The sequence below is a fragment of the Lysinibacillus sp. ZYM-1 genome (assembly GCF_001308875.1).
Classification (GTDB): domain Bacteria; phylum Bacillota; class Bacilli; order Bacillales_A; family Planococcaceae; genus Lysinibacillus.
Window position 1 is genome coordinate 24,622 of record NZ_KQ465144.1, and the last position, 12,513, is coordinate 37,134.

General features: G+C 37.8%; 11 protein-coding genes. 4 read left to right on the forward strand and 7 right to left on the reverse strand.

Annotated elements, in window-relative coordinates; all coding sequences use genetic code 11:
• Nucleotides 1–31: 31 nt before the first annotated feature.
• The 3 genes from AO843_RS21090 to AO843_RS21100 all read left to right on the forward strand — a co-directional run bounded on the left by AO843_RS21090 (nt 32) and on the right by AO843_RS21100 (nt 4,270).
• The gene (locus tag AO843_RS21090) at nt 32–1,201 is read left to right on the forward strand and encodes a PucR family transcriptional regulator (RefSeq protein WP_054613037.1); all 1,170 of its coding nucleotides are present in this window, start codon (nt 32–34) and stop codon (nt 1,199–1,201) included.
• A gap of 174 nt (nt 1,202–1,375) precedes the next feature.
• On the forward strand, nt 1,376–2,737 hold the full coding sequence (locus AO843_RS21095; protein ID WP_054613038.1) for an aspartate aminotransferase family protein: 1,362 nt from the start codon (nt 1,376–1,378) through the stop codon (nt 2,735–2,737).
• A gap of 12 nt (nt 2,738–2,749) precedes the next feature.
• Nucleotides 2,750–4,270, forward strand: coding sequence for a CoA-acylating methylmalonate-semialdehyde dehydrogenase (locus tag AO843_RS21100; RefSeq protein ID WP_054613039.1), 1,521 nt, complete (start codon nt 2,750–2,752; stop codon nt 4,268–4,270).
• 95 nt (nt 4,271–4,365) lie between these two features.
• Here AO843_RS21100 and AO843_RS21105 read toward each other — a convergent pair whose 3' ends face one another.
• The 7 genes from AO843_RS21105 to AO843_RS21140 form a co-directional block, all read right to left on the reverse strand.
• Nucleotides 4,366–4,698, reverse strand: coding sequence for a DUF378 domain-containing protein (locus AO843_RS21105; RefSeq protein WP_054613040.1), 333 nt, complete (start codon nt 4,696–4,698; stop codon nt 4,366–4,368).
• 180 nt (nt 4,699–4,878) lie between these two features.
• Nucleotides 4,879–5,385 (reverse strand): methylated-DNA--[protein]-cysteine S-methyltransferase, encoded by a 507-nt coding sequence (locus tag AO843_RS21110; protein WP_054613041.1) that lies wholly within the window; start codon nt 5,383–5,385, stop codon nt 4,879–4,881.
• A complete protein-coding gene (locus tag AO843_RS21115; RefSeq protein ID WP_054613042.1) occupies nt 5,372–6,286 on the reverse strand; it encodes a DNA-3-methyladenine glycosylase family protein in 915 nt (304 codons plus the stop codon). Before AO843_RS21115 ends, AO843_RS21110 begins: the two co-directional genes overlap by 14 nt.
• 14 nt (nt 6,287–6,300) lie before the next feature.
• A complete protein-coding gene (locus AO843_RS21120) occupies nt 6,301–6,858 on the reverse strand; it encodes a bifunctional transcriptional activator/DNA repair enzyme AdaA (protein ID WP_082389555.1) in 558 nt (185 codons plus the stop codon).
• Between the two features lie 25 nt (nt 6,859–6,883).
• A complete protein-coding gene (locus AO843_RS21125) occupies nt 6,884–7,651 on the reverse strand; it encodes an isocitrate lyase/PEP mutase family protein (protein WP_054613043.1) in 768 nt (255 codons plus the stop codon).
• 429 nt (nt 7,652–8,080) lie between these two features.
• Nucleotides 8,081–9,544 (reverse strand): M20 family metallopeptidase, encoded by a 1,464-nt coding sequence (locus tag AO843_RS21135; RefSeq protein WP_054613051.1) that lies wholly within the window; start codon nt 9,542–9,544, stop codon nt 8,081–8,083.
• 34 nt (nt 9,545–9,578) lie between these two features.
• Nucleotides 9,579–10,796 carry an MFS transporter gene (locus AO843_RS21140; protein ID WP_054613045.1) on the reverse strand — a complete coding sequence of 406 codons (1,218 nt, stop codon included), beginning with the start codon at nt 10,794–10,796 and terminating at the stop codon, nt 9,579–9,581.
• A 183-nt stretch (nt 10,797–10,979) separates the two neighbouring features.
• On the opposite strand from AO843_RS21140, the gene AO843_RS21145 reads away from it, so the two are divergent.
• Nucleotides 10,980–12,287 carry a winged helix-turn-helix domain-containing protein gene (locus tag AO843_RS21145; RefSeq protein WP_054613046.1) on the forward strand — a complete coding sequence of 436 codons (1,308 nt, stop codon included), beginning with the start codon at nt 10,980–10,982 and terminating at the stop codon, nt 12,285–12,287.
• Nucleotides 12,288–12,513: the final 226 nt, after the last annotated feature.

The following is a 12,513-nucleotide window of genomic DNA, read 5'->3' on the forward strand; positions in this document are numbered from 1 at the left end:
TAAGTTATGTTCATAATTAAGGGGGGGAAATATGGGGACGATTCGTAAAATCGTAGAGGGAGTTCAATTCCCAATGCTCACATTAGTCGCTGGACATAGTGGTACGTATCGAAGAGTAACTGGTATTAATGTTGTTGAAAGCAGTGATTTAATCATGTTTTGTAGACCCAATGAATTAGTCGTCACAACAGGTATTAATTTAGATGCAGATGAAGATTCATTAGTACAACTTGTGAAACAAGCCTACTCAAAAAAAGTAGCTGGTTTTATCATTAATACAGGGCCATTCATTCCTGATATTCCAGAAGCCGTCATCTCATTTGCAAATCAGCATGATTTCCCTATTTTCCAAATGCCATGGAGTTATCGTATTGCTGATCTACTAAAAACGACCTTTCAGTTTATTGCCAACCACCACCAAGAGCTTTCCATCGAAGAAAAGGTTCTTTTAAATTTATTATTTCATTACAAACAAAACGCTAACTCGATTAAAGATCAATTAGCACAGCTAGGATTTCCACAAGGGAGAGAATTAGCTATCATTACTTGCACAACTGTTGGTACACGGGCCTCTATTGACCGATATGAGGTCATGGTACAGTTCTCTTTTCAAAATCGCTACCAATGCTTCTTAAAATTAAAACACAAAAACCACCTCATCTTTTTAATTGATAAAGCACAGATCAATACACCAAATATACCCTTCTCAAAAATCGTTGAAGAAATCTATGAAAAAATCACGCTAAAAAATGGTTACTTAGATATTATTATTGGAAAAGGTAACTTTCACAAAGAGCTTGAAAATGTACGCAAAAGCTATGATGAGTCATTAACGGTCATTCATTTGGCTCAGCTCCACAACAACCGTTACTTATACAAATATAAGGAAATAGGTGCCTATAAAATTATCATGGCTGTGCAAAACCAACCACTCATGAAATCCTTCAGCCAAGATATTCTCGGTCACCTCTATCACTACGATGACTTGCACAACACAAATTATGTACCATTTTTACGCATCTTTCTTGAGGAAAACGGTAGTACAAGTAGAATCAGTGAGCGTCAGTTTATTCATCGCAACACGGTTCTCTATAAAATAAAAAAAATTGAAATGCTTTTAGACATGGACTTGAGTAATCCATTTACAAAGACAAACTTATATATCGCCTTTTTAATAGAGGATGTTTTAACACATCAATAATAGCTATATAACTATTTAATTATCTGAATTTTCTATCATAAAAATATTCCTTCTAAAATACTTGAGGCATACATATAAAGTACAAATGGGGTCAACTTTGCATTTTTGTTGTCCACATCTGACTTAAAACATATGCATGCTCAATAACTACCTGTTAAGAAGGAGTGAAGTGTAGTGACCAACGTAACAAGACCAAATTGGCAAGTCAAAGATGAACAATTTGTATGGCACTCCATGAAGCCATACAATCCAAAAGCAACAATGATTGTCCAATCTTCTAAGGGCGCATGGATTACCGATACTGAGGGAAAACGCTATTTAGATGCTATGGCAGGCTTATGGTGTGTGAATGTTGGCTATGGTCGTGAGGAAATAGCTAAGGTTGCCTATGATCAATTGCTCGAAAATACGTATACACCGTTATCTGTTGGACATATCCCAGCTATTCAATTAAGCGAAAAGATTAGTGAATTATTAGGAGATGATTATGTCGTCTTTTTCTCGAATAGTGGCTCAGAGGCAAATGAAGCTGCTTTTAAAATCGCTAGACAATATCATCAACAACAAGGCCATGTCAATCGAACGAAAATTATTTCCCGTTATCGTGCTTATCATGGCAGCTCAATGGGAGCCTTAGCCGCAACTGGACAGGCCCAACGAAAATACAAGTATGAGCCATTGGCACCTGGTTTTATCCATGTCACACCACCCGACGCGTATCGTGCCAATGAAGACCATATTAAAAGCAAGGATCCATGTGTATTACCATCTGTGCAAGCAATTGATCATGTTATGACATGGGAAATGTCCGATTCAATTGCTGCTGTGATCATGGAGCCTATCATCACAGGTGGTGGTGTGATCATGCCACATGAAAATTACTTGCAAGGGGTAAAAACAGTTTGTGAAAAACATGGTGCTTTGCTAATTGTTGATGAAGTGATTTGTGGCTTTGGGCGCACTGGCAAAGCTTTCGGCTTCCAAAACTACGGCATCCAGCCTGATATCGTTACAATGGCAAAAGGCTTAACAAGTGCTTATATGCCACTGTCTGCCACAGCTGTTCGCCGTGAAATATACGAGGCTTTTGCGGGGAATGAGGATTACGATTTCTTCCGTCATGTTAACACATTTGGTGGCTCGCCAGCCGCTTGTGCCGTGGCATTGAAAAATATTGAAATTATGGAAGAGGAAAATTTATTTAGCTATTCGGCTGCACTAGGTGCTACGCTCCTTAAGACCTTACAAGAGCAATTAAAGGAACATCCACATGTTGGGGATATTCGTGGGAAAGGGCTTTTAATTGGAATAGAGCTTGTACAAGATAAAAATAGCAAAACGCCACTAGATGTCACACTTGTTAATAAAGTCATTGCGCAATGTAAGGAACAGGGGTTAATCATTGGAAAGAATGGTGTAACTGTTGCAGGCTTTAATAATGTTTTGACGCTATCTCCTCCACTAGTCATCTCCTCAGAGGAGAAAGATTTCATTGTTGAAAAATTCACTCAAGCCTTACATTCTATAAAATTATAGGAGGAAAGCTCAATGGTAACGAATACGGACATTCAAGAATTAGGCCATTTTATCAATGGACAAACAGTTTTAGGAAAAAGTGGACATTTTTCTGATGTATACAATCCAAGCACTGGTTCCGTCATTGCGCGGGTTCCCCTAGCAACGAAAGAAGAGGTACAAGAAGCCATCAATGCTGCCAAAGAAGCCTTTCCTGCTTGGCGCGCATTATCTGTTGGGAAACGAGCAGAAATTATGCTCAAGTTTCGTCAATTAATGACAGAAAATATGGATGAGCTCATCGACATGATCTGTACGGAAAGTGGCAAAACCGTGGAAGATGCGAAGGGTGAGATTACACGTGGTTTAGAATCGGTGGATTTAGCCATCAATGCTCCTCACTTACTAAAAGGTGAATATTCCGTTAACGTTGGTGGTCAAATTAATGCTTATTCTACAAAAGCTCCATTAGGCGTAGTGGCAGCCATTTCACCATTTAATTTCCCTGTCATGGTACCAATAGCCATTACAAGCATGGCTGTTGCAGTAGGTAACTGCGTAATTTTAAAACCTTCTGAGCGAGTTCCTTGCTCAACTCTATATTTATCAGAACTGTGGAAAAAAGCAGGTTTACCAGATGGTGTCTGGACAGTCATTAATGGTGATAAAGATGTGGTAAATGAACTTTTATCGCATCCAGCAATTGAAGCCATTTCCTTTGTAGGGTCCACTCCAGTTGCCGAAGCTATTTACACAACAGCTTCTAAATACGGGAAACGTGTTACCGCGCTAGGTGGCGGAAAAAATAATATGGTGGTCATGCCAGATGCCGATTTAGAGCATGTCGCGAATGCCTTTTTAGGTGCAGCTTATGGTGCGGCATCTCAACGTTGCATGGCACTTTCAACCATTATCCCTGTAGGTGATGATACAGCGAATAAATTAGTGACGATCCTCGCTGATAAAATTGCCAAATTAAAAGTGGGACCCTATACAGATTCCGATGTTGATTTTGGCCCAGTTATTACTCAACAATCAAAAGAAGCAATTATTGGTTTTATCGATCGTAGCTTAGCGGAAGGAGCTACAATTGTTTGTGATGGACGAAATCCGGCTATTGCCAAGCAATCTAAAGGCTTTTATCTAGGCCCTACCTTACTCGACCATGTCAAACCAGGTATGGAGATTTATGAACAAGAGGTTTTTGGGCCAGCACGTAATGTTGTCCGTGTGCAATCCTTGGATGAAGCGATTGCCCTTATAAATGGACATGAATTAGGTAATGGCGTGACAATTTTTACGAACGATGGTGCAGCTGCTCGTAAATTTACCACAGAAATTGAAGTAGGTATGGTTGGTGTCAATGTACCTATTCCAATACCAGTAGGCTATCATAATTTTGGTGGCTGGAAACGCTCAAGATTTGGTGAAGGGCATATGTTTGGTCCGGATCAAGTACGCTTTTTTACAAAAACCAAGACCATTTCTGAAAAATGGCTGACACAAGGTCATGACGCTACTTCATCCTTTGCCTTTCCAAGCAACCAAGACTAATAACAATTCGCGTAGTCTTTAAAAGGACTACGCGATTTCTGCCCCCTATTGAAAAAACTGACGAACCATTATGGTCACCAGTTTTTTCAATAGACTTACTTATTTTCTTTCTTCTCCACTTTTTTCACTTCTGTTGTCTTCTTTACTTCAGTGAAATCCGCTTCTTCCCCAGCCTCCATGCCATAGCTAGGATTTCGATCTATACGATTGTAAGTATCCACGTCTTCCTCGTCTTCAAATCGCTTCACCAAAATTGGTAAGGTAATTAAACCTGCGATTCCGACAAGTGCGTAAATCCATCGCGATAAAACCGCTGTTTGACCACCAAACAAATAAGCCACTAAATCAAATCTAAAGAATCCAATGAGTCCCCAGTTGATTGCCCCAATAATGACTAACACTAATGCAATTCTATATAGCACGTTCATGAGTACACCTCCTTTATCATTTTTACTCCAAGCTAAATTTTTAGCAGAGAGGTGTCATAAGAAGCGATAAAATGATAAAGACTAGTCATTAAAACCGCCATTTTGACGGTCTTATTTTTTGCAATAACCACTTTTTTATACAGGCTGAAGTGGCGAGGTATCAATAAGTCCTAGGAACCTTTAAGAATGGGCAGCTTTTTTGACATTGCACTTTAAATAGTGGGATTGCTCATGCTGAAGAAGCCATTCTTTACGCCACATCCCACCACCATATCCTGTTAAAGAACCATTAGCGCCAATGATTCGATGACACGGAACGACGATACTAATATTATTTTTGCCATTGGCACTGCCGACAGCTCTCACTGCTTTTTCATTGTTAATGATCATAGCAATATCTTTATATGAAGCTGTTTCACCGTAGCCTACGCTAGGTAAAGCATGCCAAACGGCTTGTTGGAAGTCTGTACCTTTAAAAACGTAGGGGAAAGAAAATTCATGACGTTCACCGATAAAATATTCATGTATTTGCTTCGCACATTCCAGCAGCACTGGAGGAGTATTTTGTTGAGGAACATGAACGATCTCCTCTCGCTCTGCAAAATTAATTCCATTGATTGCTGTTTCATTTCCTTCGATTTCAATAATGCCAATTGGTGATTTGTAATCTATATTAAACCGTTTCATATAGTGACCTCCATAAATAAAAGGTGGCATAAGCCTGCCAGCCCTGCCAATGTTTCGCATAGCAGGTAATTTCCTCGATTGTAGGTTTTCGTTCTAAAGCTAATTGCATTTTTAAGGCATTGTGTAAACCAACATCGGCTATTGGAAATGCGTACCGTTCTTGTAAACATTTCATTAGCACATAATCAGCTGTCCATGCGCCAATGCCACGAATAGCCATTAAACTTTTTTTCATGTCTTCATAGTCTTTTTTTAGACGCAGCAATTCTTTTGTCAATTGGCCATTCGCCATACTTTTCGCAATATCAATAATGTACTCCGATTTTCTCTGTGTAAATTGGAGGATTCTCAAATCGCCCACTTGAATGGCAGCTATTTTTTCAGGTGTTGGAAATATCCAAAAGCTCTTCCTTTCAAAGACTACGCTCTTCCCAAAATGTTCAACAAATCGCTTTTTAAGCGTATAGGCAAATGTTAAATTAATTTGCTGTCCAATAATGGCCCAAACAAGCGCCTCGAATAAGTCAGGTATACCAATTAAACGTAATCCACTATATTTTTCTGTAAGTGGCTGTAAGATATTATCCTTGTTCGCCATCTTATAAAAACAAGCCAAATCTGTTTCTAAATCAAACCATTCTGTAAGATATTGAACGATGCTTTCTCTTTCATTGGCTGATGGCTGATCCATCGGAAATTCTACTTTCATTTTATGAGCTTGCTCACTTATTCTACATAAAAATAGCTGATCATTTACCTTTAATAATTTAAAGAGCACATCCACTTCTATATGATGGAGAATTTCTTGATTGGATCTCTTTAAAAATGTCCAACACTCTGTAAAATTAAATTCCTTTGGTGGTTCGATTTCTAGATAATCTAGGTGATTTATCCAGTTCACATCATATCTCCTTCCTATGAAAGGTTTCGAAATTCTGTTGGTGAGCAATTTTTCAATCGTCGAAACACTTTATAAAAGTTAGAGGGACTTTGAAACCCTGTTTCATAGCAAATTTCCAAATTTGTAAAGTCTGTATGTTTTAATAGATGGGCAGCTTTATCAATTCTTATTTTTTCAAGATACGTGCGGGGAGTCTCCGCTGTTTCTTGTTTAAATAGTCGTTCAAGATGAAATGGACTGATACCAACATGCTCCGCCATATCCTGTAATGTTACCTTGTGTTTATATTCGTGGATGATAAAAGCCGTTACATTTTGAATCAATTGCGTATGTGGCGAATAATCGATTTCAGGTTGACATCGTTTACATGCCCGATAACCAGCCGCCTCTACTTCTTGAATATCTTGATAAAATTCAACATTCATCTTTTTGGGTTTTCTTGATTTACAGGAAGGACGGCAATAAATTTTAGTGGTTTTAACCGCCGTATAGAATAGCCCATCATAGGTTTGATCACAAGCCATGATTTTTTCCCACTTCTCCTCAAAAGATAAATTGATTGGATTGTCCACGCATTCTTCACCTCGATTTTATAGATTACTCATATAAAGAAGAAGTATCTTGGTCTTTTACTAATTGTGCAGCATGCTGTGTTAAATAGGCAATGATTTTATCTGAAAGAGCATTCCCAAAACTTAAACGCCTTACGCCTAAGTCTTTTACGAATTGGCAATTTGTTAAGCCCGGTAAAGAAAGAAGATTGATAGGTGCATCCACATTACTTGTGATAGCTCTTATTTCATCGACATCTGTTAAGCCTGGGATAAAGACACCACTTGCTCCGCTCTCCACGTAAGCTTTTGCTCTAGTCAAAGTGTCTTCGAGTGGTTGCTCTAACTGAAAATAAGTATCTGTTCTAGCATTAATAAAGAAATCTTGATAACCACGATTATCTAACATGGCCCTCATGTTTGTAAGTAAATGACTGTGTTCTGCAAGACTTCTTAATCCTACTTGATTTTTGAATGAATCCTCAATATTAATTCCTGCTACTCCAACATCCGCCGTTCTTAACACATTGTCAATAATACTTTGTTCATCTTGACCATACCCCGCTTCAATATCCGCAGATACAGGGATGTTCACTTGCTCTGCTATGGCTTGAATAATAGTTAGATGGCGTTGAAAATCGATCCGTTCACCGTCTGCATAGCCAAGTGAATTAGCAATACCCCAGCTAGTTGTACCAATCGCCCGAAAACCTGCTTTTTCTAACGTTAATGCTGATAACACATCCCAGGCGTTCCCTAAAAGTAATAGCTCTTGTGAAGAATGTAAATCATTGAATTTCTGAATTTTTGACAAATCGAAAGCCTCCAAATGTTTTGTTAGAACTCATATTATCAGGAACACTCCATTTATTTCGTCCTCAATCTTGCTGTTATGGTCTAGGAGCTAATTACCTTAAATTTCTAAAAAGAGAGAATTCAACAAATTATTTATCTACTGAAATTTTGGCTATAATGCCGATCATTTGTTTCGCTTATCATCTAGTAACTGTAGAATAGGAGCTATGAATGTCTGATGAAAAAAAAATCAGAAAAACCCTGTTATTTATTTGTTTTAGCCTCTCTTTGTTCATCTTTATACCATCCGTCAGGTGCAATGAGCCCAACAGAATTATATCAGGCCAAACATCTTGGTAAGAACCGTGTGGAATTTTTACTAGATCATATGAATTCAGAGACAAATCAAGAGGCGTCAGCACAATTGTGACGCCTCTTGATCTTTATTTTAGTCATTGACCTCTGATGCATATTGTCTAATGTGTAAAGGTTTTATTTCTCTGGGAATTGGATTTTGATAAACCTCATTCCCTAAACGTTCTTTTAGTTCTTGTTTTGCTTGCTCCATTAATTGTGGTTGAGCAAGCACTGCCGCAGCAGTAGCAGCCATTACTTTTCCGGCATGAAGCATCCCTTTATGAGCAATGGCCGTTTTACCCGTTGCAACTGCCTGCCAAGAATGAAGCTGTGTTCCCTGTGCATGACATGTCGTTGTACACTGTACAGTAGGAACAACCCAGCTTACATCCCCGACATCTGTTGAACCTGGCATTGTCACATTTGTAAATGCTTGATGATAAGGAAATAAAACCGTCGATAAGGGGGATTCAATTTCTTTTGCTACTAGCTCTCGATAGGCTGGAATAGCAGCTAGTCCTCCGCCCCGTTTCTCTTGTTCTGAAAGTGTCTCCCTAATTGTAGACGCAAATTCATAGTCCTCTTCGTTAAACTGCGGAGTACCTAGCTGTGTAAACTGTTCAAACATCACCTGTTGCATAGTATGGTTTGGCACGAGATTTGAACAGGCTTTATCAAAGACTATTTCAACCTTCGTTCCTGTCATTAATGCAGCTCCTTTGGCAATTTGACAGACACGCTCATAAATTTCATTTACTTGACTTGTTTTTGGTGCGCGTACTAAATAGAGAACACTGGCATCAGCCTGTACAATGTTTGGCGATAGTCCACCAGTATTGGTTACCGCATAATGCATACGTGCTTCAGGGATAATATGCTCTCGAAGATAATTAACCCCAACGTTCATTAATTCTACGGCATCTAGTGCACTACGTCCTAAATGAGGTGCTTGAGCAGCATGTGCTGAACGCCCTGTAAATTTGAAAGATGCCTGTACATTCGCTAAAGAGCTCGTACACATCATTAAGTTTCGGTCGGCAGGATGCCAGCATAAGGCAAAATCTACATCATTGAAAAGCCCCGCACGTACCATCAATGTTTTACCAGAGCCCCCCTCTTCTGCTGGACAACCATAGTAACGGATTGTACCTGGAATATTGTGTTTTTTCATATGCTCACGTAAAGCAATGGCTGCTGCAAGTGATCCCGTTCCTAGAAGATTATGTCCACAACCATGTCCATTTCCTCCTTCTTGAATAGCGATCTTAGAGGCAGTACCTGCTTGTTGACTTAAACCTGACAATGCATCATATTCTCCAAGGAAGGCTATGACAGGCGTCCCACTCCCATAACTACCGATAAAGGCCGTCTCAAGTTCAGCTACACCTTTTTCAACATGAAAGCCTTCACTCTCTAAAGCTTTACATAGTAGTTCAACCGATTGAAATTCCTCAAAGCGAATTTCAGCAAAATCCCAAATTTGATTGCTAATATTTATTAATTGTTCGCGTTTTTCTTCAATAGTTTTAGAGATTTCTTCTTGATACGTAGACATCATCATTATCACTCCATGTTGTATGTTTTCATTATTAAATGGAAATAGTAGTTAATGCTTCATTTTTTGTACGTAACGTAATAGCTGTCACGATTGGAATAATAATCATCACCATTAAGAACAAAAATGCCGCTGAGTAAGAGCCATTAAATAGCGTAATCACAAATCCCATGACAGATGGAGAAATGGCTCCTGCCATTTGACCTCCAAAATACATAAAACCAGTTGCCGTACCGATCACATCATGAGAAAAATATTTAAGTGGCAATGTTAAAATCGTTGTTGTAGCAAATAAGCAACCTGCAGTAGTTAATGATTGGAATGTCACGACCATGACAATGGAAGAAGCATATGTCATAAAAAATAAACTAATGCCAGCAATAAAGGCACCAACCATTATTAAATATTTCTCTTTGCCCACCGCATGTTTATCGATTAGCCACCCTGTAAGTACTACGGCTACAAGAGCGGCTAGCGCAGGAATAATTGATAACGCCCCCATTGCTACCATATCCAAATGTTTCACTTTTACCATATAAGTAGGCATCCATGATGTGAGCCCCCAATTGACAATACTTACACCAAAATACATCAGCATTAATTGCCAGAGCATTGGCATTTTAAGTAATTTCTTTAAAGGTACTTTTGTTTTCACTGTCTGTGTATTTTCACTGTATTGCACATTTGGCTTTAATAAAAAATAAAGAGCAATCGTTAAAAAGAACCCTAATGTACCAAAAATAAAGAACAAATTGCGCCACCCAATGGACGTGATTAAAGCTGCAGCTACAATGGCTGAAATCATACTACCTACTGTTGTAGCTGCTGTGAGCGTTGATTTCGCCCGACCACGCTCTGCTTTTGGGAAATTGTCTGCAATAGCTAACGAACTAGCTGCAGGAAAACTTCCTTCTCCAATACCGAATAATAGCCTGATGGCAATAAGAGAAATAAATGACCATGCAAAACCAGTCATAATTGTGAAAATAGACCATAATACAACCGAAATGAGAATCATTCTTCTCGCCCCATATTTATCTGAAAGAAAGCCCCCTACTAATTGCATCACCGCATAACTCATAAAAAAAACACTAATAATTAATCCTGCTTGTGTTTCATTTAATTGAAATTCCTCCGCAATAGGAATAATCGCCACATTCATCGATAACTTATCTAAATAGTTAACGATCCATGTAAAAAACAAAATACCTAGAATTATGTACTTCTGCTTACTTACATTTGATTTTTCCAAAAAAAGTCCCCCTTTGTGATTGTTTGTTTATTTTAGGACATATTAAAGACTGTCTTTAAATGATTATAGAGGATAGTTATTCAAAAAATCAACAAAATTCAAAAAATATGCTTCCATATTGCTATCACCTGTAACTGTCCAATATACTAGAGCTAATAGAAAAATCTAGGAGGAGAATTCATTTTGATTCGAATCGGTGTGATTGTGGCGCATAATTCGCTACAAGATGTTTTACCAGTTAAAGAAAAATTAACTGAGCGTTGTGAGTTAACTTTTTTTACATATAAGAAGCTATCTGAAATAAAGCCAATCTATCTAGAAAACTATTTATTTTTCGATGCCATCGTAATGAATGGGCTCGCACATCTAGTCTTACAAAACGCAAACGTTCATTACCAAATTCCAACACACTTCTATATGGCAAATGAACGAGATTTTTATAAAAAATTGTTTCATATCAGCAGAAAATATCCTAACTTGGACTTCTCTAAAGTAACATTTGATTTTAGTGGCTATACAGATTTAATTAAACTAGAGGAACTCTATGCAAAAGACGAAGAGGCACATATGATCCATTTAGATATAACGGACCATTTTTATGAGGAGTTACTAGAGAGACATATTGAATTAAACCATTCAGGGAAAGTAGAATTATCGATTACAGCTTTTAGTAATATATTGGACAAACTTTCCGAGCAAGGTGTTCAAGCGGAGCTAATTACGGCTTCATCTGAAACCATTTTGGAGATATTTGAAAAGGTTATTATAGAAGTACGCCATAAACAATTGACAGAAAGCATTATGGTGATTGGGAAATTGACAAGTGATGCATTCATTCCTAAAGAAGAAAATACACATGCGGAACTTAATCAGAGCCTATTGCAAACTGCCCTATTGGAATATAGTAAAAAAAATCATTTAACAATGATTATCCAAAAGCAAAGTGTTCATTTTGAAATCATTACTTCACAAAAAGAATTACTTTTTATTACGAATAACTTTGCAAAGGATACATTAATCGATACATTATCCGGGAATTTATCTTTTAGTCTTCATCTTGGTTGGGGAGTTGCACAAAATATTGATGACGCGCGGAAAAAAGCACACAATGCGAATCATGAGGCACAGCAACAAGACATATCATCCTTAATTATTACAGAAGATGGTCAATTTATTTGCCTAGATACTACGGAAAAAGTATTTTTACAAAAAATGGAAGATACTCCAGAGCTGCAAAGATTAAGCGAAAAATTAGATATCTCTATGTTGTTCATTCAAAAAATTCTTGCAGTCATTGAAAAAACAAATACAAATGAACTTTCTTCCGCAGATATTGCCCAGCATTTAGGCATTACTATCAGAAGCTCTAATCGCATTTTGAATGAGCTAGAAAGTAAGGGTGTTGCTGAACTAATCTATAAAAAGCATGAAAAGCTTCGAGGAAGACCAAAAAAGTTTTATAAAATAAATTTTCACAAGAATAATTCTTGAACTGAATTCCTAATAGCGACCATAATCTATACACATAAAAAAGATGACTTCGGTACATACCAGGACACTGAAAAACTTACGTTTTTTATAACTCTTGGTTTTTTAGACAAAAAGAAGGCACATTCCGTTCGATTTGAACAGAATGTGCCTTCTTTCCTTGCCTATTTCTTACTTTTACTCGTTTAGAAGTTTTAATATCCGTTTGAGATTCACCGCAAATATCGTT

Excerpts from the sequence above, each read along its gene's own strand:
- AO843_RS21090 (WP_054613037.1), top strand. The coding sequence starts at position 32 with ATGGGGACGATTCGTAAAATCGTAGAGGGAGTTCAATTCCCAATGCTC.
- AO843_RS21100 (WP_054613039.1), top strand. The coding sequence starts at position 2,750 with ATGGTAACGAATACGGACATTCAAGAATTAGGCCATTTTATCAATGGA.
- AO843_RS21105 (WP_054613040.1), bottom strand. The coding sequence starts at position 4,698 with ATGAACGTGCTATATAGAATTGCATTAGTGTTAGTCATTATTGGGGCA.
- AO843_RS21110 (WP_054613041.1), bottom strand. The coding sequence starts at position 5,385 with ATGAAACGGTTTAATATAGATTACAAATCACCAATTGGCATTATTGAA.
- AO843_RS21135 (WP_054613051.1), bottom strand. The coding sequence starts at position 9,544 with ATGTCTACGTATCAAGAAGAAATCTCTAAAACTATTGAAGAAAAACGC.